This window comes from Klebsiella sp. P1927 (genome assembly GCF_018204675.1).
Lineage (GTDB): Bacteria > Pseudomonadota > Gammaproteobacteria > Enterobacterales > Enterobacteriaceae > Klebsiella > Klebsiella pneumoniae.
This window is the reverse complement of the sequence record NZ_CP073377.1, coordinates 4,430,284-4,450,193: the sequence shown is the minus strand read 5'-3', so window position 1 is coordinate 4,450,193 and position 19,910 is coordinate 4,430,284. Positions and strand designations below refer to the sequence as shown.

Annotated in this window: 22 protein-coding genes and 1 pseudogene; 8 read left to right on the top strand and 15 right to left on the bottom strand. The window is 59.5% G+C overall.

All coding sequences use genetic code 11. The features are described from left to right. Positions 1-6 precede the first annotated feature (6 nt). From hpaX to KB892_RS22250, 9 genes are all read right to left on the bottom strand, one after another. Complete coding sequence (gene hpaX / locus KB892_RS22290) at positions 7-1,365, bottom strand: 4-hydroxyphenylacetate permease (protein ID WP_002887477.1); 1,359 nt, start codon at positions 1,363-1,365, stop codon at positions 7-9. A 21-nt stretch (positions 1,366-1,386) separates the two neighbouring features. After that, positions 1,387-2,184, bottom strand: a complete 798-nt coding sequence (gene hpaI, locus KB892_RS22285; RefSeq protein ID WP_002887479.1) for a 4-hydroxy-2-oxoheptanedioate aldolase — start codon at positions 2,182-2,184, stop codon at positions 1,387-1,389. A gap of 10 nt (positions 2,185-2,194) precedes the next feature. Next, complete coding sequence (hpaH, locus tag KB892_RS22280; protein ID WP_062954972.1) at positions 2,195-2,998, bottom strand: 2-oxo-hept-4-ene-1,7-dioate hydratase; 804 nt, start codon at positions 2,996-2,998, stop codon at positions 2,195-2,197. Between the two features lie 108 nt (positions 2,999-3,106). Then, entirely contained in the window at positions 3,107-3,487 is a 381-nt protein-coding gene (locus tag KB892_RS22275) for a 5-carboxymethyl-2-hydroxymuconate Delta-isomerase (protein ID WP_004151392.1), read from the bottom strand. A gap of 9 nt (positions 3,488-3,496) precedes the next feature. Beyond that, positions 3,497-4,354, bottom strand: coding sequence for a 3,4-dihydroxyphenylacetate 2,3-dioxygenase (gene hpaD / locus KB892_RS22270; RefSeq protein WP_002887492.1), 858 nt, complete (start codon positions 4,352-4,354; stop codon positions 3,497-3,499). 1 nt (position 4,355) lies between these two features. Further along, positions 4,356-5,822 carry a 5-carboxymethyl-2-hydroxymuconate semialdehyde dehydrogenase gene (gene hpaE / locus KB892_RS22265; RefSeq protein ID WP_002887494.1) on the bottom strand — a complete coding sequence of 489 codons (1,467 nt, stop codon included), beginning with the start codon at positions 5,820-5,822 and terminating at the stop codon, positions 4,356-4,358. Further along, complete coding sequence (locus tag KB892_RS22260; protein WP_002887498.1) at positions 5,819-6,583, bottom strand: fumarylacetoacetate hydrolase family protein; 765 nt, start codon at positions 6,581-6,583, stop codon at positions 5,819-5,821. The genes hpaE and KB892_RS22260 overlap by 4 nt, the downstream gene beginning before the upstream one ends. After that, entirely contained in the window at positions 6,580-7,212 is a 633-nt protein-coding gene (locus KB892_RS22255; protein WP_002887500.1) for a fumarylacetoacetate hydrolase family protein, read from the bottom strand. The genes KB892_RS22260 and KB892_RS22255 overlap by 4 nt, the downstream gene beginning before the upstream one ends. Positions 7,213-7,269: 57 nt before the next feature. Beyond that, a complete protein-coding gene (locus tag KB892_RS22250) occupies positions 7,270-7,434 on the bottom strand; it encodes a hypothetical protein (RefSeq protein WP_004230605.1) in 165 nt (54 codons plus the stop codon). Positions 7,435-7,498: 64 nt separating this feature from the next. Between KB892_RS22250 and hpaR the strand changes: the two genes are divergently transcribed. Beyond that, entirely contained in the window at positions 7,499-7,939 is a 441-nt protein-coding gene (gene hpaR, locus KB892_RS22245) for a homoprotocatechuate degradation operon regulator HpaR (protein ID WP_002887503.1), read from the top strand. A 3-nt stretch (positions 7,940-7,942) separates the two neighbouring features. Here the strand turns inward: hpaR and KB892_RS31230 are convergent. Then, a pseudogene (locus KB892_RS31230) lies at positions 7,943-8,415 on the bottom strand (hypothetical protein); the annotation flags it as partial. 90 nt (positions 8,416-8,505) lie between these two features. Between KB892_RS31230 and KB892_RS22230 the strand changes: the two are divergent. Further along, positions 8,506-9,522, top strand: coding sequence for an Ldh family oxidoreductase (locus tag KB892_RS22230; RefSeq protein ID WP_002887551.1), 1,017 nt, complete (start codon positions 8,506-8,508; stop codon positions 9,520-9,522). A 118-nt stretch (positions 9,523-9,640) separates the two neighbouring features. On the opposite strand, the gene KB892_RS22225 is transcribed toward KB892_RS22230, so the two are convergent. After that, positions 9,641-10,861, bottom strand: a complete 1,221-nt coding sequence (locus KB892_RS22225; RefSeq protein ID WP_002887552.1) for an amino acid deaminase — start codon at positions 10,859-10,861, stop codon at positions 9,641-9,643. 43 nt (positions 10,862-10,904) lie between these two features. Continuing rightward, complete coding sequence (locus tag KB892_RS22220) at positions 10,905-11,084, bottom strand: hypothetical protein (protein ID WP_004230613.1); 180 nt, start codon at positions 11,082-11,084, stop codon at positions 10,905-10,907. On the opposite strand from KB892_RS22220, the gene KB892_RS22215 reads away from it, so the two are divergent. The 5 genes from KB892_RS22215 to KB892_RS22195 all read left to right on the top strand — a co-directional run bounded on the left by KB892_RS22215 (position 11,062) and on the right by KB892_RS22195 (position 16,045). Further along, the gene (locus tag KB892_RS22215) at positions 11,062-12,501 is read left to right on the top strand and encodes an N-acyl-D-amino-acid deacylase family protein (protein WP_002887553.1); all 1,440 of its coding nucleotides are present in this window, start codon (positions 11,062-11,064) and stop codon (positions 12,499-12,501) included. The genes KB892_RS22220 and KB892_RS22215 overlap by 23 nt on opposite strands. A gap of 10 nt (positions 12,502-12,511) precedes the next feature. Continuing rightward, on the top strand, positions 12,512-12,904 hold the full coding sequence (locus KB892_RS22210) for a RidA family protein (RefSeq protein WP_002887555.1): 393 nt from the start codon (positions 12,512-12,514) through the stop codon (positions 12,902-12,904). Positions 12,905-13,089: 185 nt separating this feature from the next. Continuing rightward, positions 13,090-14,577, top strand: a complete 1,488-nt coding sequence (locus tag KB892_RS22205) for a sodium:solute symporter family protein (RefSeq protein ID WP_004151389.1) — start codon at positions 13,090-13,092, stop codon at positions 14,575-14,577. A 9-nt stretch (positions 14,578-14,586) separates the two neighbouring features. Then, positions 14,587-15,459 carry a 2-dehydro-3-deoxygalactonokinase gene (locus KB892_RS22200; RefSeq protein WP_002887557.1) on the top strand — a complete coding sequence of 291 codons (873 nt, stop codon included), beginning with the start codon at positions 14,587-14,589 and terminating at the stop codon, positions 15,457-15,459. Continuing rightward, positions 15,446-16,045 (top strand): 2-dehydro-3-deoxy-6-phosphogalactonate aldolase, encoded by a 600-nt coding sequence (locus KB892_RS22195; protein WP_002887558.1) that lies wholly within the window; start codon positions 15,446-15,448, stop codon positions 16,043-16,045. The genes KB892_RS22200 and KB892_RS22195 overlap by 14 nt, the downstream gene beginning before the upstream one ends. Here KB892_RS22195 and KB892_RS22190 read toward each other — a convergent pair. Beyond that, a complete protein-coding gene (locus tag KB892_RS22190) occupies positions 16,042-16,905 on the bottom strand; it encodes a MurR/RpiR family transcriptional regulator (RefSeq protein ID WP_002887559.1) in 864 nt (287 codons plus the stop codon). The two genes, KB892_RS22195 and KB892_RS22190, sit on opposite strands and share 4 nt — an antisense overlap. A 69-nt stretch (positions 16,906-16,974) precedes the next feature. Then, the gene (locus KB892_RS22185) at positions 16,975-17,508 is read right to left on the bottom strand and encodes a GNAT family N-acetyltransferase (protein WP_002887560.1); all 534 of its coding nucleotides are present in this window, start codon (positions 17,506-17,508) and stop codon (positions 16,975-16,977) included. A gap of 32 nt (positions 17,509-17,540) precedes the next feature. Between KB892_RS22185 and KB892_RS22180 the strand changes: the two genes are divergently transcribed. Beyond that, a complete protein-coding gene (locus tag KB892_RS22180) occupies positions 17,541-18,377 on the top strand; it encodes a GNAT family N-acetyltransferase (protein WP_004151387.1) in 837 nt (278 codons plus the stop codon). Between the two features lie 3 nt (positions 18,378-18,380). On the opposite strand, the gene KB892_RS22175 is transcribed toward KB892_RS22180, so the two are convergent. Beyond that, entirely contained in the window at positions 18,381-19,742 is a 1,362-nt protein-coding gene (locus KB892_RS22175; protein ID WP_002887598.1) for an MFS transporter, read from the bottom strand. Positions 19,743-19,910 lie beyond the last annotated feature (168 nt).

Here is a 19,910-nt window from a genome sequence, read left to right as displayed (position 1 = left end):
CGCTCCTTAGTGGCCTTTTTGCGCCGCTAATCCCGGCGCGGCGGCGGCGTCCTCACGCTGGCTCATTGGAATGCGGGTAAGCACCAGCGCGCCGACGATCAGTAATCCGGCGACAAACCACAGCCCGGAGCTAAAGCTGCCGGTGGTATCACGCAAAATGCCGATCAACAGCGGGCTGACGGCAGAGCCGACGTTGCCGATAGCGTTGATCACCGCCAGCGCCACCGCGCGTGACTGCAGGCTGATCACCCGATCCGGGGTGGTCCAGAAAATGGCCATCGCGGTAAAGGATCCCACCGAAGCCATAATAATGCCGATCAGTTGGATCAGGCTATGGTGCGTTGCCGAAGCCAGCAGCCAACCCGCCGCGGCGAACAGGTAGGGCAGGATGGTATGCATCTTGCGCTCTTTGCGGCGGTCGGATCGGCGGCTCCACCAGATCATGCCGAAAATAGTGCAGAACTGCGGGATCGCCGCCAGCAGGCCAATCATGATGTTGCTGCTGCCGGTGTTGAAGCTCTGCAGGATCTGCGGCGTCCAGATATTAATGGCGCTGAGGGTATTGGTCAGGCAGAAGTAGGCGAGGGTATACATCAGCACCGCTGGCGTCAGTACTTCGCGCAGCGTGGAACGCGGCGAAGCCGGGACGATCGCCGCATGTTCCCGTTCGCGATCGATCATCGCCTTCAGCGCCTGTTTCTCTTCGTTATCCAGCCAGTTGGCTTTATCCGGCGTGTCGTTGAGGAAGAACCAGGTGACGACGCCGAGCACCACCGACGGCAGGCCTTCCAGCAGAAATAGCCATTGCCAGCCTTTCAGGTTCCACAGGCCGTCGAGCGCCAGAATATAGCCGGAAAGTATCGAGCCGAGCATCATGGTCACCGGCATGGCGATCATAAACAGGGCGTTGGCGCGGGCGCGATGGTAGGCCGGAAACCACCAGGTCAGATAGACGAGGATCCCCGGCAGAAAACCGGCCTCGGCGATGCCGACCAGCATGCGCAGGATGTACAGCGTATGCGGGCTGGTGGCGAACATGGTGCAGGTCGAGGCGATCCCCCAGACCACCATGATCCCGGCGATCCAGCGGCGCGCGCCAACTTTCGCCAGCATGATATTGCTGGGGATCCCGCACAGCACGTAGGTGACGTAGAACAGCGTCGCCGCCAGGCCGAACATGGTGGAGGTCAGGCCGAGATCTTTACCCATCGTCAGACCGGCGAAGCCGATATTAATTCGATCCAAAAATGAGAAAACAAAGAGAACAAACAGGAAGGTAATCAGGCGGCGGAACAGCTTTTTGATCACTCGGTTTTCTACTTCAACGGCTTTATTATCATTGTGTTGCAGGGTAGAGGTAGTCATGTTGCGCTCCACATTATCCGTTCAATAGACGGATTTATTGTTATCGGTTGTGGTGGTTGCGTTGTGGGTAAACCGGGCCGCCAGCGCTTCTGCGCCGCGGGCCAGCAGGGTGGTATCGACGCCGACGGCGACGAACAGCGCGCCCAGTTCGAGATAGCGTTTCGCCAGCTGTTCATTAGCCATCAGGATCCCCGGCGCTTTACCGGCCTGACGGATTTGCTGGATGGCATCTTCAATGGCGGCCTGCACTTCCGGGTGCTGCGGATTGCCGCCGTGGCCCATATCAGCGCTGAGATCCGCCGGGCCGATAAACACACCATCTACCCCGTCGACATCGAGGATCTGCGGCAGATTTTTCAGCGCTTCGCGAGTCTCAATCTGTACCAGCACGCACATGGCGTCATTGGCCCGGTGGATATAATCCGGGACGCGATTCCAGCGTGAGGCGCGGGCCAGCGCGCTGCCGACGCCGCGGATGCCGGCTGGCGGATAGCGGGTGGCTCTGACCGCCAGCCGCGCTTCTTCGGCATTCTGCACCATCGGCACCAGCAGGGTTTGCGCGCCGACGTCCAGCAGCTGTTTGATCTGCACCGGATCGTTCCACGACGGACGCACCACCGGCTGGCTGGGGTAGGGCGCAATGGCCTGCAGCTGGGTCAGCACCGTTGGTACATTGTTGGGCGCGTGTTCGCCGTCGATCAGCAGCCAGTCGAAGCCCGCGCCGGCCAGCAGTTCGGCGCTGTAGCTGCTGCACAGCCCAAGCCACAGGCCGATTTGCGGACGGCCCGCTTTTAAGGCGTCTTTAAAGGCGTTATTCATGGTGTTTCTCCTAGACAAACCGGCAGCTGATGGCGCCCATGTTGCCGTAGTCGACGTGGAAGGTATCGCCCTTGCGCGCCGGGACCGGGCGGGTGAAGGAGCCGCCGAGGATAATCTGCCCGGCTTCGAGCTGGACATCGTACGGCGCCAGCTTGTTGGCCAGCCAGGCCACGCCGTTGGCCGGATGATTGAGTACGCCCGCGGCGACGCCGGTCTCTTCAATTACGCCGTTGCGATACAGCAGGGCGGAGATCCAGCGCAGGTCGAGCTCGTCCGGTTTAATCGGCCGGCCGCCGAGGATCACCCCGGCGTTGGCGGCGTTGTCGGAGATGGTGTCGAACACTTTGCGCGGACGCTGGGTTTCCGGGTCGATGTTGTGGCAGCGCGCGTCGATAAGCTCCAGCGCCGGGATAACGTAGTCGGTGGCGTTGTAGACATCAAACAGCGTACAGTTCGGGCCGCGCAGCGGTTTGGCCAGCACGAAGGCCAGCTCGACTTCAATACGCGGCACGATAAAGCGGTCGGTGGGAATATCGCTGCCGTCGTGAAAGAACATATCGTCGAGCAGCGCGCCGTAGTCCGGCTCGCTGATCTGCGAACTGGCCTGCATCGCTTTAGAGGTCAGGCCGATCTTGTGGCCTTTGAGCACGCGGCCTTCGGCGATCTTCATCTCGACCCACTCGCGCTGGACGGCGTAGGCGTCCTCAATGGTGATCGACGGATAATCCAGCGAGATCGCGTGGATCTGTTCACGCTGCTTTTCGGCCTGGTTCAGCCGCTGGGCAATCAGGGTACGGGTCTGTTTATCGAGCATAGAGATTCCTGTGGCATTGCATTGCCGGATGGCGCTTCGCTTATCCGGCCTACAAATTCATGGCCGTTGTAGGCCCGGTAAGCTCAGCGCCACCGGGCAATTTGCACATTATTTAAATAACGCGTGCACGTTGTTTTGTTTGTAGTTCAGCGTCGGGTCGAGCTCTTCCATGGCGAACGACAGCGCCAGATAGCGGCTCTCCATTAGCGTCGCGAAGTGGGATTTGATCAGCGCGAACAGCATATCTCCCACGTCCTGACGGCTCTCCAGGCTGCGCCCGGCGCCGATCTTCAGGGTCATATGCACGAAGGCGTAATCCTGCCTGCCGTCGGCCATCTGCCAGGTATCCAGCCAGTGGGCGCGGCTGCGGATCCCGCCGATCGGAAAGATGCCGGTGGCGGCCAGCGCCTCGTTGACTTTGGCGAACAGCCCAGGCAGATCGGCCTGCTCGCGGATGTTGTCGGTACATTCGGCGATAAAATGCGGCATGGGGCCCCCTTACGCCTGCGCTGGCAACGGGAACACGGCGTTAACCTGGCCGGTACCGGAGCTGGCGAATAGCTCGGTGATAAACTCCACCTTGCCGTCGTATTTATCCCAACCCAGCAGGCCGAGCAGCATCACCGTGTCGTGCATGTTGCCTTCGCCGTAGCAGTAGTCGGCATACTCCGGCAGCATGGTGCAGAACTCTTTGAATTTGCCCTCGCGCCATAGCTTCACCACCCGCTCATCCATTTGATGGTCAAATTCGCGGGTGTAGCTGTTCATCCCCTCTTCGGCGCGCTGGTCGTCGATAAAGCGGTGCGACAGCGAACCGCTGGCCAGCACCGCCACGGTGCCGTCGTATTTTTCAATGGCTTTGAGGATCGCTTCGCCCAGCCTGCGGCTGTCGGCAAAGTCGTGAACGGTACAGAAAGCGGAGATAGATACCACCTTGAAGTGCTTATCGCTGTTCATGTAGCGCATCGGCACCAGGGTGCCGTACTCCAGCTTCAGGCTGGGAATATTGTGCGCTTTGGCACGCACCCCGAGCTTCACCGCCTCGTCGGCGATAAGCTGGCCCAGCTCCGGGTTGCCGTCGTAGTCGTAGGTCATGTCGCGAATGAAATGCGGCAGTTCGTTACTGGTGTAGACGCCCTGAAAATGGTCGGCGCAGTTGATGTGGTAGGCGCTGTTGACCAGCCAGTGGGTATCAAACACGATAATGGTATCGACGCCCATTTCACGGCAGCGCTTGCCAATTTCTTTATGCCCGTCGATCGCGCCCTGACGGCAGCCGTGGTTTTTCCCCGGCAGCTCAGACAGATACATCGACGGCACGTGAGTGATTTTTGCTGCTAACGCTAACTTACCCATATCAGACTCCCCATTTCGGGATCGGATGGTCGCCCATCGAGATGCAGACGTTTTTCATTTCGGCGAACACTTCAAAGCTGTACTCGCCGCCTTCGCGGCCGGTTCCGGAGGCCTTCACGCCGCCGAACGGCTGACGCAGGTCGCGCACGTTCTGGGTGTTGACGAACACCATCCCGGCTTCAATACCGCGCGCCAGACGCAGCACTTTGCTGACGTCCTGGGTCCAGATATACGACGCCAGGCCGTATTCCACATCGTTCGCCAGGCGTAGCCCTTCCGCTTCGTCTTTGAACGGCAGCAGGCAGGCGACCGGGCCAAAAATCTCTTCCTGGGCGACGCGCATACGGTTGTCGACATCCGCCAGCACCGTCGGGCGCAGGAAGTTGCCGGCTTTCAGATGCGCCGGCAGGTCGGACGGTTTATCCGCGCCGCCGGCCAGCAGGGTGGCCCCCTCTTCGATGCCGAGGCGAATGTAGCCGGACACTTTCTCCCAGTGCTGCTGGCTAATCAGCGCGCCGACCTGGGTGTTCGGATCGGTCGGATCGCCTACGCGCAGGCGATTGGCGCGCTCGGCGAAGCGTTTAACGAACTCGGGGTAGATACTCTGCTGAATAAAGATGCGCGAGCCGGCGGTGCAGCGTTCGCCGTTGATCGAGAAGATGGTGAACAGCGCGGCGTCAAGCGCGCGCTCGATATCGGCATCTTCAAAAATCAGCACCGGCGATTTTCCGCCCAGCTCCATGGAGTACTTTTTCAGACCGGCGTTTTTCATGATGTTGCGGCCGGTGGCGGTGCCGCCGGTGAAGGAGACGGCGCGCACATCATGATGGCGCACCAGCGCGTCGCCGGCGGTGGCGCCGTAGCCCTGCACCACATTGAGTACGCCAGCCGGGATCCCGGCTTCCAGCGCCAGCTCGCCCAGACGATCGGCGGTCAGCGGCGACAGCTCGGACATTTTCAGCACCGCGGTATTCCCCAGCGCCAGGCACGGCGCCACCTTCCAGGTGGCGGTCATAAACGGCACGTTCCACGGCGACACCAGCGCGCAGACGCCAACCGGCTGCACGAGGGTGTAGTTCAGCATCTTGTCGTCGACCGGATAGGTCTTGCCGTTCATCTGCTGGCATACTTCGGCGAAAAATTCGAAATTGTGTGAGGCGCGCGGGATCAACACGTTTTTGGTCTGGTGGATCGGCAGGCCGGTATCGGCGGTTTCCATCGCCGCGATCTCCGGGACGTTCTGATCGATAAGATCCCCCAGGCGGCGCATCAGGCGCGCGCGCTCTTTCATCGGCAGGTTAGCCCACTTCGGGAAGGCCTCTTTCGCCGCCGCTACCGCCTGGTTGATTTCGGCTTCGCCGCCGGAGGCGACTTCCGCCAGTACCTCGCCGGTGGCCGGGTTGGTGGTATGAAAATAGTCTGCGCCGGCAACGTTTTTACCGTTGATCCAATGGTTAATCTTTTTCATGACAGTGTCTCCTCATACGCTTGCTGGCTGATGATATGGTTGACCAGGCGGCCCACGCCCTCGACTTCAACGATCACCTCGTCGCCCGGTACCACGTCGGATAGCCCTTTCGGCGTGCCGGTGGCGATCATGTCGCCCGGTTGCAGGGTCATAAATTCGCTTAAATAAGCGATGAGGAACGGGATGCTGAAGATCAGATCGGCGGTGGTGCCCTGCTGGCGCAGCTCGCCGTTGACCCAGGTGCGCAGGGCCAGATTATGCGGATCCGGGATCGCCTCTTTGCTGACGATCCACGGGCCGATCGGCGTCAGGGTGTCGCGGCTTTTCACCCGCAGGTTCGGGCGGTAGTAGTTTTCCAGATAGTCGCGGATCGCGTAGTCATTGCACACGGTATAGCCGGCGACATAATCCATAGCCTCGGCTTCGCTGACGCGGCGCGCGGTTTTCCCAATCACCACCACCAGTTCGGCTTCGTAGTGCATGTATTCGACGTTATCCGGGCGTACCGACTGCTGCTGGTGGCCAGTAAAGGTGTTCGGCGCTTTGATGAATACCAAAGGCTCGGTTGGCGGTTTAAATTCCAGCTCGCTGGCGTGGTCGGCGTAATTCAGCCCCAGCGCGAACAGCGTGCCGTTGGCGGGCGGCAGCCAGCGGAATTCCCCTTCTTTTAATACCGTGCCATCGTCCAGGCGCACCTGGTCGCGTTCATTGACCAGCACGTCGCGTACCTGTCCCTGCCATTCAATGCGTGCCTGTTTCATGCCAGCTCTCCTTCTGCGACAACCGGGTTTTCGAGCGCCGGGAAACCGTCGGCGAGAATACGTACGCGGTCGCCGGGGCGCAGCGTGACGCGGGAGTGGGGCGTGCCGATAAGGATCGCGTCGCCGGGATTGAGGGTAGCGAACTCGCTTAAGGCGCTCAGCAGCTGCGCGGCGCTACGCTGCAGATCGCCGGTATGCCAGCTATCCGCCTCGCGGCCGTTAATTTCGGTGATGATGGTCAGATCGTCGACGTTGCGTACCGCCGATAGCGTGCCGATGGGGCAGAAGCCATCGCGGCACTTGGCTTTGATCGCCGGACGATAAAAACTCTCTTCCGGCAGACTCACATCGTTAGCCAGCGCGTAGCCAGCGATATAGTTCGCCGCCTCTTCCGCCGCCACTTTACGCGCGGTTTTGCCGACAATCAGCGCCACCGTCGCGCCGCTTTGTACGGTCTCGCCCTGCGGATGGGGAATGGCTTCGCCATCGCCAATCACGGTATTGCGCGGCTTGATAAACCAGACCGCGGTTTTCGGCGGCGTCTTGTAGGGGGCCTGTTGAAACGCCTCGCGCCAGGCGTCGAGCTGGCTGCGATGATTGAGCGCAACGGCGAAGATGGTACCTTTCATTCACCACTCCTCTGGGACAGATTTCGGTTCAAAGGGATTTCGTTAATATATTAATGATCATCTTTTATGCTTTGCGCTGAGGTTTAGCAACTGGAAGTGAATGTTTTGTGATCGGATTAACACAATATTTACATAGCAATTACTTATTTGTTGAAAATCAATAACTTGAATATTTTTCAGGAAAAGACTGGTACTTTTCAGGTGCAGAAACCGGTTGTACATGGCAGGATTAACGCTAATTATTAAGTTATTAATAAGTTTTTGGTGAGGCTGTTGAGGGGATACTATGCATGATTCATTAACCATTGCCTTGTTGCAGGCGCGTGAAGCGGCGATGGCCTACTTTCGACCGATCGTCAAACGGCACAATCTCACCGAACAGCAGTGGCGGATCGTGCGAATTCTCGCCGAACGTCCGTCGATGGACTTTCACGATCTGGCCTTTCGCGCCTGTATCCTGCGCCCCAGTCTGACCGGTATTTTGACGCGCATGGAGCGGGATGGGCTGGTGCTGCGCTTAAAGCCAGTTAACGATCAGCGCAAGCTGTACGTCTCGCTGACGCCTGCCGGAACTGCGCTGTACGAAAGCGCCCAGGCGGAGGTGGAAGAAACCTATCGCCTGCTGGAGGCCCAGTTCACCACGGAAAAGCTGCAGCAACTGACCTCCCTGCTGGAGGAGTTTATTGCGCTTGGCGTCCCTGCCGGGCGCGGCGATGAAGAAGAGTAGCGGTTACGGCTCGGCGCTCAGCCTGGCGAGGGCAATAAGCGTTTCCGCGCGGGCGGGGGACAGCGGCTCTCTCGGCTGCGGCAGCGGCCAGCCATACAGCCAGCGGGCGCTGGGTCAGTTTGGCCTGCAGCCAGTCGTCGGCGGCAGCCACGTCGCCGCAGCGCACATCTTCGCAACGGCACAGCAGGCTCTCCGGCGTCGCCGCGTTTTTCAAAGATTCCGCCAGCCGGAAGGCGCGGTTTATGGCGTCGGCGAAGCGCTGCCAGCGCCGGGAGCGGCGCTTGCTCAATGATATTCGTCACGTCGCCTCCGGCCTGGTTCATCGTATCCGCCACCGCCTGCAGGCCGCCCGCGCTGCAGCAGAGGATCAGTTTCTGCCAGTAAACCACGCCGCCGCCGTCGGCGGTTTCAAACAGCACGCTGTGCGCGGAGGGGCGGGCAATCAGCCGCGCGCCGTTCACCTCCCGGATGGCGGCGATGTCGTTGGGGATTTACTACTGGGGCGCGCGCAGCTGCCTGCCGCAGGCTAACTTTAGCGGAGACGAAGAAGAGTAAAGGAGAACAGTATGGAGTCGGTAACTCTATCGTTACCTGAAGCTTATGACCTGGCGCTGGAGGTACTCAGCGCCAATGGATTTAGCGCCGACCACGCGGCGGCGATTGCCCGCAATGTGACCGCCGGGGAGCGCGACGGCTGCGCTTCCCACGGCCTGTGGCGGCTGTTGGGCATTGTCGATACCCTGCGCAAAGGTAAGGTATCGCCCGATGCCGAGCCGCAGATCCATGACCAGGCGCCGGGGATTGCGCGGGCGGACGCCGGGGGCGCTTTTTCACTGCTGGCCTACGAGCGCGCGCTGCCGCTGCTGCTGGAGAAGGCGCGCCACAATGGCATTGCGGCGCTGGCAATTAATCGCTGCGTTCATTTTTCCGCGCTGTTTGCCGATATTGAGCCGTTGACCGAGGCAGGGCTGGTAGGGCTGGCCTGTACGCCAAGCCACGCCTGGGTCGCCCCGGCGGGCGGCACACGTCCGCTGTTCGGCACCAACCCCATCGCCTTCGGCTGGCCGCGGCGGGATAAGCCGCCGTTTATTGTTGATATGGCGACCAGCGCCGCGGCGCGCGGCGAGATCCAGCTGCATCAGCGCGCCGGCAAAGCGCTACCGGAAGGCTGGGGAATCGACAGTCAGGGACAGCCAACGACCGATGCCGCAGAGGTGCTGAACGGCGCGATGTTGACTTTCGGCGGCCATAAGGGCTCAGCGCTGGCGGCAATGGTTGAGCTGTTGGCCGGGCCGCTTATCGGCGATATGACCAGCGCCGAATCGCTGGCGTGGGATAACGGCGCGGGCGGTCTCCCCTACGGCGGCGAGCTGATTCTGGCGCTGGATCCGCAGCGTTTTCTCGGCGCACAGGCACCAGAGCAGCTGGCGCGCGCCGAAACGCTGTTCATGGGTATGCAGGAACAAGGGGCGCGGCTGCCGGGCGAGCGGCGTTTTGCCTGCCGCCAGCAGAGTGAACGGCAGGGGGTCATTATCAGTCGTTCATTGCATGATGAGATTTGCGCCTTGCGCCGGGGCGGGTAAGGCGCGAAGCGCCGCTACCCGATACATCCCCCGGCTCGCGCTACGCTTAGCCGGGCTACCGAACTTCGCGGGTTGTGTAGCCCGGGTAAGGCGCGAAGCGCCGCTATCCGGATGCCTGTCAAAACAGCGTGTCGAGCTCGTCCAGCACGTTGTAGTCGTCATCGACCAGCAGCAACGTCTTCCACTTATCAAAGGTCAGACACGGGTGCGAGGTACCGAACAGCAGAATATCGCCGACCTGCACATCGCTGCCCGGCGCCAGGCGCAGCATACAATGCTGATCCATGATGCCGGTGCTGACGATCGACTCCGCGCGCAGCGCTAACTCCTGGCCATTACGATAATGGGCGATCGGCTGCGGCAGCCCGGCGTCGAAAGCGCAGTCGCGCTTGCCGAAGTTTACCACCGCGCGATCCGCCTCCGGCACCGATTGCACCATCGCCATCAGCTCCAGCGCTGATGTAAGATCGCCGGCGAGATCGCAGGCAATCGGATCGCGGGCGATCAGCTCTTGTTGGGCGAGATCGTAGATCCCGCGATCGTGGGTGATATAACAGCCAGGGCGGATGACGATACGGCAGCGGCGCGGTTTTGCCGCCGCCAGCCAGATGTTGCATACCACGTCATACCAGACGGTGCCCGCGCCGGTGAGAATAAATTCGCCGTCAACCAGCGGCTCCATGCGGCAGGCAAGCGCCGCGGCCTGCTGTAACAGCGCTTCCACCTGCGGCTGCGGATCGTCGCCGTGCAGCACCCCTTCATACAGTTCCAGTCCGCGTAGCCGTAACCCCGGCAGGTCGCTTACCCGCTGCGCCAGCGCCAGCGCGTCATTGACGCTACGACAGCCGCAGCGCCCGCCAGGCACGCCAAGTTCAATCAGCACATCCAGCGTTTGTCCCTGGTCTGCGAAGAATGTGGAGAGGGCGCGCACGTTGACCTCGCTATCGACGCAGCAGATAAAATCCACCGCCCGATAGTGGGCTTTTAGCTGCGCGACCACCTGCATATTGGCTTTGCCGACCAGCTGATTAACCATCAGGACGCGTTGGATGCCGCTGGCCATTGCCGCGCTAGCCTGCCAGGCGCTGCCCACGCCGATCCCCCACGCCCCCGCTCGCTGCTGCGCCTGAAATATCCATGGCGTCATTGTCGTTTTACCATGCGGCGCCAGCGATACGCCGCGGGCGTCGGCGTAGCGCTGCATCCATGAAATATTATTTTCCAGCGCCGACTTTTTTAGCAGCGCGGCGGGTAGACAGACCTCTTCCGCCAGCAGATTAGCCGGCGCGGACATGAGGGCGGATTTGTGCGGGATGAGCGGTGCTGAATGGTATTTCATAACACTATCCTTTCAGGGTTTATAATCGGTTAGTCGCTGGGTATCATTTATAACTATTTGATAAATATATTTTTAATATAAAAATGTTATTCGTTTTGAATAAAAGTATCACAAAACGATCTGATTTTTGCGTAGTTTTCCACTGTTTTTTGCGCTTGTAAATGGTTAACTTATCGGCATGTCGAAAGGGAGTAATTGCTATGAAAGTTGACTGGCTTTTCAAAAACGTCACGGTGATCGACGGGAGCGGCGGGCCGCAATACCGTGCTGATGTGGCGGTGAAGGGCGATCGAATTATGGCTATCGCCCCGGCGCTGGACGTTGCGGCGGAGCAGGTGATTGATGGCCAGGGGCGGGTACTGGCGCCGGGCTTTATTGATGTGCATACCCATGATGATATCAACGTGATCCGCATGCCGGAGTACTTGCCGAAGCTCAGCCAGGGGGTGACGACGGTGATCGTCGGCAACTGCGGGATCAGTGCGGCGACCGCCACCATGCGGGGGGAAGTGCCGGACCCGATGAATCTCCTCGGCGAGCAGCAACACTTTATCTATCCCACCGTGGAGGCTTATGCCCATGCGGTGGAGGCGGCGCGACCGTCGCTGAATGTCGGTACGTTAATCGGTCACACCGCGCTGCGCAATAACCATATGGACGATCTGTTTCGTCCGGCGAACGAGACGGAAATCGCCGGCATGCGCGTACAGCTACGCGATGCGCTGCGCCAGGGAGCATTAGGGCTCAGTACCGGGCTGGCCTACGCCAGCGCCTTCCAGTCGACCACCGAGGAGGTGATGGCGCTGGCGGAAGAGCTGGCGGCCGGGAAGGGCGTCTATACCACCCATTTACGTTCAGAGTTTGAGCCGATTCTCGAGGCGCTGGACGAAGCCTTCCGTATTGGCCGTCACGGCAACGTGCCGGTGGTGGTTTCGCACCACAAGTGCGCCGGGGCAAAAAACTGGGGGCGTACCAAAGAGACGCTGGCGTTTTTCGATGAGATGCGCCAGCAGCAGGATATCGCCTGCGACTGTTATCCCTATTCAGCCAGCTCATCGACGCTGGATATGAAACAGGTGACCGACGAGTTTGATATCGTGATTACCTGGTCTGAAGCGCAGCCGGAGCAGGCGGGGAAAACGCTGCAGCAGATCGCCGATGAGTGGCAGGTGAGCCTGCACGACGCCGCGGCGCGGCTGATGCCGGCGGGCGCTATTTATCACAACATGGATGAGCAGGACGTACGGCGGGTGATGCGCTATCCGGTCACCATGATTGGCTCTGACGGGCTGCCGAACGATCCGATGCCGCATCCGCGCCTGTGGGGCGCCTTCCCGCGGGTGCTCGGCCACTATAGCCGCGACGAGCAGCTATTCCCGCTGACTACCGCGGTACACAAGATGACCGGGCTGTCGGCGGCGCGCTTCCAGCTGGCGGATCGCGGGCTGGTGAAAATTGGCTACTTTGCCGACCTGGTGCTGTTTGACCCGCAGACGGTGCGCGATGTCGCCAGTTTCTCCGACCCGAAACGACCGGCGGACGGCATTGAGGCGGTGATGGTCAACGGCGTGATGAGCTACGGCAGTGATAAGAAAATTACCGGACGGGCAGGGCGTTTCCTGCGTCGTCGGATGGACTAAGGAGTTGAGTATGAGTATCAAGCGTTATGGCGTAGAAGGTGGTACCGGTACCGGCGGGCAGCACCTGCCGTTCGCGCGGGCGGTGGAAGCGGGAGGCTGGCTGTACGTTTCCGGCCAGACGCCGATGAAAAATGGCGAAGTCGTGGAAGGCGGGATTGTCGACCAGTCGCGTCTGGCGATTCAGAACTGCGTAGATATCATGACCGAAGCGGGCTACACCCTGGCCGACGTGGTGCATGTTAAAGTGATCCTCACCGATGCGCGCTATTTTCAGTCGTTCAATAAGGTATTTCGCGAGTTCTTTGGCGACAACCCGCCTGCCCGCATCTGCTGCGTAGCGGACCTGGTGGTGGATTGTAAAGTCGAAGTGGATGTGACCTGTTTTAACGCTGCGCGACAATAACGCTCGAAACCTAAAATAAATCCCTCCCTTTGCGGGAGGGAGCATCAAAAAAGTGTGATATCGGCACCAGAGTGAATAAATAAATCGGTGCCACTGGGTTCGCTATGCCTTTTTTCAGGCATGGTTCCTGTTAACTCATAATATTCAGCGGCACGAATATTATTTATTACGTCTGGATGTGAGCCATGAATAATATGTCATTTATGATTTGGTTTTCCGTTTATGCCTGCGCGATGATTACCTTAGGCTGGTACGTTTCGCGCAAACAGAAAACCGGCGAAGACTTTTTACTTGGCGGTCGTTCGCTGCCGATGATCCTCACTCTCGGTTCGACGGTCGGCACCATGGTGGGGACCGGCTCCAGCGTCGGCGCCGTCGGCTTTGGCTACAGCAACGGCTGGGCCGGGATGCTTTACGGCCTCGGCGGCGCGGTGGGGATTCTGCTGGTGGCATGGTTATTCGCGCCGGTACGTAAACTTCGCTTCATGACCATGAGTGAAGAAATGTCGTATTACACTGGCGGCAGTAAAATTATAAAAAACCTCGTCGCAATACTTATTTTTATTGCCTCTATAGGCTGGCTGGGGGCGCATATATTAGGCGGCGGATTATACCTGGCGTGGGCCAGCGGCATTGATATTAATGTCGCGAAAATTATTATCGCGCTGGCTTTTGTGGTTTATGTCGGTATTGGCGGCTATTCCGCGGTGGTGTGGATCGATACCATTCAATCGATCGTGCTGTTCGTGGGCTTTATTTTAATGGCGATACTGGCGGTTCATCACGTTGGCGGCTGGAACCATATTCAGCAGGCCGTCGATCCGGCGGCGCAAAGCCTGTTCGCGGTCGATAAATTAGGCGTGTTGCCGGCGCTATCATTGGCGATGGTGATCGGCGTCGGCGTGCTGGCGACGCCTTCTTATCGCCAGCGTATTTACTCGGCGAAGACCGTCTCCTCGGTGCGCCAGTCCTTTACCATTACCGGCCTGCTGTATCTGGGCTTCTCCTTCCTGCCGGCGATCATCGGTATGGCGGTATGGACCATGAACCCGCAGCTGGAGAACAGCGGCTTCGCTTTCTTGTTTGCCACCCAGGTGCTGCCGCCGGTGCTGGCGATGGCGATCCTGATTGCCGGCATGTCGGCCAATATGTCTTCCGGCAGCTCTGATGCCATCGCCGCGGTGTCCATTATGCTGCGCGACCTCTACACCCTGGTGACCGGCCATATGCCCGCGCCGGAGAAAGCGATTCGCCTGTCGCGGATCTTCCTGGTTCTGGTGATTGCGCTGGCGCTGCTGTTTGCCCTGACCTCCAACGACATCATCAGCTACATCACCAAAATGATCTCGATGATTATGTCCGGGATGTTTATCTGCACCATGCTTGGCCGTTTCTGGACACGCTTTAACTGGCAGGGCGCGGTCGCCGCGCTGGCCGGCGGCGCCGGGGCATCGGTTGCGGTGCTGGTGGATAGCGACTGGCTGGCGTTCTGGGGCAACCCGTGTATTCCGGCGGTGCTGACGAGCCTGGTGGCCTCGGTTGTGGTGACGTTACTGACCCCGGCCAGCAGCATGAGCCGCGAGCAGGCGCTGGAGATGATTACCCGCGAGCGTGAAAGCCGCCCAACGCCGCCGCCGCTGCCGATTGGCAAACGTCATACCTCACGCGGGTAAGGGGCAATCATGAACGAGTATATTGCCGTCGATTGGGGCTCCACCCAGCTGCGGGCATGGCGGATGCGTGATGGCGAATGCATCGACAAGCTGAAACTGCCCTGCGGCGTCACGCGTCTGAACGGGCAGCGCGCCGAAGCGGTATTTCAGCAGCAGTTGGCGCCGTGGCGCGGCGACCCCGCGCTGCCGGTGGTGATGGCGGGCATGATCGGCAGCGATGCCGGTTGGCAACCGGTGCCTTATCTGGCCTGCCCGCTGGCGCTGGAGGCACTCAACGGTCAGTTATATGAGGTGGCGGAAAAAGTGTGGATCGTGCCGGGGCTGAAAGTGGCGCAGGCTGCAGATTACGACGTAATGCGCGGTGAAGAAACGCAGCTGCTGGGCGCCTGGCAACTGATGCCCGCGGAGTGTTACGTGATGCCCGGCACCCACTGCAAATGGGTGCAGGTGCAAAACGGCGTGGTGCGCCAGTTCGCCACGGCGATGACCGGCGAACTGCATCACCTGCTGCTTAACCATTCGCTGCTCGGCCAGCAACTGCCTGCGCAGTTCCCGGATGAAGCCTCTTTCGCCCTCGGTATAGAAAAAGGGTTAAATCAGCCGGCGTTATTGTCCGGGCTTTTTAGCGCCCGCGCCGCGCGGGTGTTAGGCTCGCTGGCGGCGACTTCGGTGAGCGATTATCTCTCCGGGCTGTTGATTGGCGCGGAGGTGGCGACATTCAGCGAACGCTATCGCGCCAGCCGCGTGGTGCTGGTTGGTGAGCACTCGCTCAACGCCCGTTATCAGCAGGCGATGGCGGCGCGTGGGTTAGCCGTTTCCTGTTGCTCCGGCGAGGCGGCGTTTCTTTCGGGTATAGCGAGGATGATTGATGGACAAGATTAAGCTGGTGGCGATTTTACGCGGCATTCAACCCGCTGAGGCGGCAGATCATATTGAGACGCTAATAAATGCAGACTTTCGCTATATCGAAATCCCGCTCAATTCGCCGGACTGGCAGCAAAGTATTCCGGCGATGGTGCGTCAGTTTGGCGAGCGGGCGATGATTGGCGCGGGAACGGTGCTGAAGGTTGAACAGGTTGATTTTCTCGCTGAAGCTGGGGCGAAACTTATCGTGACGCCCAATACGGCCCCGGCGGTGATCCGCCGCGCGGTAGATAAGGGGATGCTGGTGTGCGCCGGCTGCGCGACGGCCTCCGAGGCGTTTAGTGCGCTGGATGCCGGGGCGCAATGGCTGAAAATCTTTCCGTCATCAGCATTCGGCGCGGACTATATTCGCGCGCTGAAAGCGGTGTTGCCGCCGGAGGTTCCGGTGCTGGCGGTCGGCGGCGTGACGCCGGAAAGTCTGGCGACCTGGATACAGGCGGGGTGCGCCGGTGCCGGTCTGGGCAGCGATCTTTATCGCGCCGGACAGGCCGTGGAACGTACCCGCGAGCAGGCGGAGAGGTTTATCTCCGCCAGTAAAAGTTAGTCCCCCAGCGGCTGCCGATCGACGCCGCCGCGGTGGCTGTCGAGCGCCAGCTTAATACGGCGTAATTTGCCTTTTGCCTGGGGTTTGTTGGCCATCGCCAGTTCGGTGGCCAGCACATCGACCATCGCCAGCATCGCGTAACGGGAAGTGCTGGGCTTAAAGATATAGTCGTTTTCCCGTACCAGCAGCGGTAGCACCAGATCCGCCTGTTCAGCCAGCGGCGTTCCGGCGGGGGTAATCGCAATAACCTTCGCGCCGTACTGGCTGGCAATCGCCGCGCTCTCGATGATTTCCCGGGTATAGCCGCCCAGAGAAAGCACGATCACCACATCCTGCGGCGTCACCGCCGAGCTCATCATGCGTACCAGCAGACCATCGCTCTGGCTGACTACCGGCAGACCGAGGCGAAACAGGCGATACTGAATTTCCTGAGCGCAGATGGTCGAACCGCCGCCCATCCCCAGGGCGAGGATCTGCCGCGCATCGCTCAGCCAGCTCACCGCGCGCTTCAGCGCCTCGATATCCAGCGCCCGCCGGTTGGTCTCCAGTACGCTGATGATTGACTCATAGATCCCCTGGACGCCTTCGAGATCCGGAACATCGAGGATAAACCGCTGGCCGACCGCAAGAGATTGCGCAAGCTTCATCTTCAGCTCGCGGACGTCTTTACAGCCGAGCGCCCGGGCAAAACGGGTGACCGAAGCCTGGCTGGTTTGCGTCAGACGCGCTATCTCGGCGATGGGCAGCTCCGCCGCCGCCGCGACATCATCGAGAATAAACTGCGCAATGCGTTTTTCGGTCGCCGTGAGTTCCACAAAGCGATCTGTTATGCAGGAAATAATATCGATTGACCAGGACATACGGTAACAACGGGTAAGTTTTGAATGGTACTTTGTACCATATTGCGCCGCTGAAATCAGTGCTGAAGTCTACAACGCCAGGCGCATGGCGCAGCGCGACTCGGGCGGCAGGCCGTGCCGGGTCTCCTGTTCCCTTTTTGCTGCCAGCCCGGCGGGCAGGGTCAGCTCATCGAGCATGGCGAATCCCAGACGGGTATAAAACGGCGCATTCCACGGCACCTCGCGGAAGGTGGTGAGGGTTACCGCCGGGTAGCCCATCTGCCGTGCGCTCTCAATAACCCGCTCCAGCAGCATCCGGCCGATGCCCTGTTGCTGCCAGGCCTGGTGGACGGCGACTTCGACGATAAATAACGCATCGTCGAGCGGTTCGGTCAGAATAAAGCCAACGGGTTGCCCGGCGGCTACCGCCAGCAGGCTATGCTCCGTTTCCAGATAATCATGATGGCGCGCAACGCTAATCACCTCGCTGTCCGCCAGCCAGGCGAGAGAAGGGATCTGGCGAAATGCCTGGGCGGCAGAACGTTCAATGGCGGGCAGAAGGGCGATATCGCTCTCCTGAGTCAGGCGTAATACGGCACCGGCAGTTATAGTGTTAGTTTTCATCATCTCAGCATAGCAGCCTTCGGGAGAAAAGTATGGAGCTGACCGCCGTTCCCGCCACGCAGTTCAGCAGCGTGCAGTTAACGGATATTCTCAACGCCTGTTTTGAAGCCTACCTGGTGCCTGTTACCCAGTCGGTAGAGGGATTTGTTCAGCGTTTTAGCGCCGAGGGGATGAGCCTGGTCGATTCCCGCGTCTGGCTGGCCGGAGATGAACCGGCGGCGATCGCGATCGTCGCGCGCCGGGGGAGTGCCGCTCGCCTGGCGGCCTTTGCCCTGCGCCCGGCCTGGCGCGGCAAAGGCCTGGGCCGGAAACTGATGCAGGAGCTGCTGATGCTTTTGCAACAGCAGGGGATCGAGACGGTATTCCTGGAGGTGATCCGCGATAACCATGCGGCCGTCGCGCTGTATCAGTCGCTGGGCTTTACGCGACGCTATGGGCTCTGCGGCTACCTGAGTACAGAACTTCTGCCCCCGGTGCCGGGCGTATTGCAGCTTTATCCCACCCTGTCCCTGCTTCGGCGCGCCATTGAGGAGAGTAACAGCCAGCTTCCCTGGCTGCTGGATCCGCTTACCTTCGCCACTCTGCCATGTCAGGTCGTGACGCTGGAACAGCGCGCCTTCGCGGTTCTAACGACGGCGGGCTCGCGCCCTGTACTGTCGTTTTTGTGGGTGGAGCCCGCCGCCCGCCGCCAGGGGCTGGCGCGTGAGCTGCTGAAGGCGCTGGCGCAGCAGTTCCCGGGCATTGGTACTTCGGTGACGGTCCCGGAAACTTTTACGCCGCTGTTTGCCGCGGCCGGCTATGCCGCTTTGACACTACAACAGTATGAGATGAGCGCAACGATGAATGCCCTGCGGTCGGCAGGGCGTTAAGATTTAGTCGTTACGCGGATCGCTAATTGGCTGCCGAACCAGGAAAATGTAGGCCAGCGCGCCGAGAGCGGTCACACAGCCGCATATAACCAGCGCCAGCTGGAAGGAATGGGTGGTATCGACAATAAATCCGGTCACCACCGGTGCAAATGAAGCGCAGATAAAGCTGGCGAAATTCTGAATACTGCCGACGGAAGCCGTCATTCTTGATGCCACGGCGACGTGGATCAATCCCCAGCAGGACGTTCCGGCAAAATGAATGCAGAACAACGCCATACCGATTAACAACACCGCCGCGAAAGAGGTAGTGGCATGCGGCACGATCAGTGTAAACGCCGCGGAGCAGAACATCCCGGCAATGATGCAGATCTTGCGGCTTTTGATCGGTGCCATGCCGCCTTTGACCAGCCAGTCGGTGACGTAGCCATTGATCAGCATACCGGCGGCACCAAACAGGAAAGGAATTGCGGCCATAAATCCGGTACTTTTCAGATCGAGGTTATACGCTGTTTGCAGGTAGCCCGGCAGCCAGGCCAGATACAGCCACGCGGTATAATTGATGCCGCTGAAGCCGAGCATCATTCCCCACATGGTTTTGTTTTTAAACAGGCTGCGCCATTCGGCAAAGCTCAGCGGGTCGCGGCGAACGTTGACGCTTCCGGCGTTAAGGTACGCCTGTTCATCGGCGGTGAGGGGGAGATCCTCCCGGTTGCGATAAAGCATATACCAGCCGATAGCGATAAAGATCCCTAGTATGCCGATAGTGATAAACATCCAGCGCCAGCCCATCATCAGCATCATTGCGGCAAGGATTGGTGGGCTGACCGCGACACCGATCGTCGAGGCGGCGTTGAAGAAGCCCATTGGGCGACCGCGCTCTTTAATATTAAACCAGTCGTTGATCACCTTGACGCCGCAGGGGTTCATTGGCGCTTCGCCGATCCCCATGCCGATGCGCACCAGGACGAACTGGGTAAAGCTGTGCACCATCCCGGAGAGCGCCTGAAATAGTGACCAGAAAAACATACCCAGCCCTAGCATGATGCGTGGACCTTTGCGGTCCAGCAGAGGGCCGCAGGGCAGTTGCGCAATGCCATAGGCTAGAGAAAAAACCGATAACAGCGCCCCGATTTCAGTGGCGTTGAGCCCTAACTCCTGGCGAATCGTTAAGTTTGCCACGGACAATGAACTTCGGTCGAGGTAGTTAATCACCGCCGCCAGAAATAACAGAATCATTGCCGTTGTTTGAATCTTTTTAATACGAGAGCTACGTTGTAGTGTATTTTCTAAGGGAACTGAAAGGGGTTCCGCTTTCCCCTCTTTAAAGTCGGTCTGCGGGTCTATGGTTATATTTTGTGATTCCACGCCTGACTCCTGATTATTATGTTTGAACGCCAAGTAACAACGAATGGTTTAAAGACCACCCACATATTTCACAGTAAAGTAAGTCGACTTGTTTTCAGCATAAATAACCTTTTTGAGGGCGCCGGATTACGTTTTTGGATTTGTGCTGTTGCTAATCATTTTCTGTTT

Bases quoted from the DNA above. Each gene is read 5' to 3' on its own strand.
- KB892_RS22210 (WP_002887555.1), top strand. From the start codon at position 12,512: ATGAGTATCAAGCGTTATGGCGTAGAAGGTGGTACCGGTACCGGCGGG.
- KB892_RS22275 (WP_004151392.1), bottom strand. From the start codon at position 3,487: ATGCCGCATTTTATCGCCGAATGTACCGACAACATCCGCGAGCAGGCC.
- KB892_RS22205 (WP_004151389.1), top strand. From the start codon at position 13,090: ATGAATAATATGTCATTTATGATTTGGTTTTCCGTTTATGCCTGCGCG.
- KB892_RS22200 (WP_002887557.1), top strand. From the start codon at position 14,587: ATGAACGAGTATATTGCCGTCGATTGGGGCTCCACCCAGCTGCGGGCA.
- hpaI (WP_002887479.1), bottom strand. From the start codon at position 2,184: ATGAATAACGCCTTTAAAGACGCCTTAAAAGCGGGCCGTCCGCAAATC.
- hpaH (WP_062954972.1), bottom strand. From the start codon at position 2,998: ATGCTCGATAAACAGACCCGTACCCTGATTGCCCAGCGGCTGAACCAG.
- hpaE (WP_002887494.1), bottom strand. From the start codon at position 5,822: ATGAAAAAGATTAACCATTGGATCAACGGTAAAAACGTTGCCGGCGCA.
- KB892_RS22180 (WP_004151387.1), top strand. From the start codon at position 17,541: ATGGAGCTGACCGCCGTTCCCGCCACGCAGTTCAGCAGCGTGCAGTTA.
- KB892_RS22255 (WP_002887500.1), bottom strand. From the start codon at position 7,212: ATGAAAGGTACCATCTTCGCCGTTGCGCTCAATCATCGCAGCCAGCTC.
- hpaD (WP_002887492.1), bottom strand. From the start codon at position 4,354: ATGGGTAAGTTAGCGTTAGCAGCAAAAATCACTCACGTGCCGTCGATG.
- KB892_RS22195 (WP_002887558.1), top strand. From the start codon at position 15,446: ATGGACAAGATTAAGCTGGTGGCGATTTTACGCGGCATTCAACCCGCT.
- hpaR (WP_002887503.1), top strand. From the start codon at position 7,499: ATGCATGATTCATTAACCATTGCCTTGTTGCAGGCGCGTGAAGCGGCG.
- KB892_RS22250 (WP_004230605.1), bottom strand. From the start codon at position 7,434: ATGTACAACCGGTTTCTGCACCTGAAAAGTACCAGTCTTTTCCTGAAA.
- KB892_RS22260 (WP_002887498.1), bottom strand. From the start codon at position 6,583: ATGAAACAGGCACGCATTGAATGGCAGGGACAGGTACGCGACGTGCTG.
- KB892_RS22185 (WP_002887560.1), bottom strand. From the start codon at position 17,508: ATGAAAACTAACACTATAACTGCCGGTGCCGTATTACGCCTGACTCAG.
- KB892_RS22190 (WP_002887559.1), bottom strand. From the start codon at position 16,905: ATGTCCTGGTCAATCGATATTATTTCCTGCATAACAGATCGCTTTGTG.
- KB892_RS22230 (WP_002887551.1), top strand. From the start codon at position 8,506: ATGGAGTCGGTAACTCTATCGTTACCTGAAGCTTATGACCTGGCGCTG.
- KB892_RS22215 (WP_002887553.1), top strand. From the start codon at position 11,062: ATGAAAGTTGACTGGCTTTTCAAAAACGTCACGGTGATCGACGGGAGC.
- hpaX (WP_002887477.1), bottom strand. From the start codon at position 1,365: ATGACTACCTCTACCCTGCAACACAATGATAATAAAGCCGTTGAAGTA.
- KB892_RS22225 (WP_002887552.1), bottom strand. From the start codon at position 10,861: ATGAAATACCATTCAGCACCGCTCATCCCGCACAAATCCGCCCTCATG.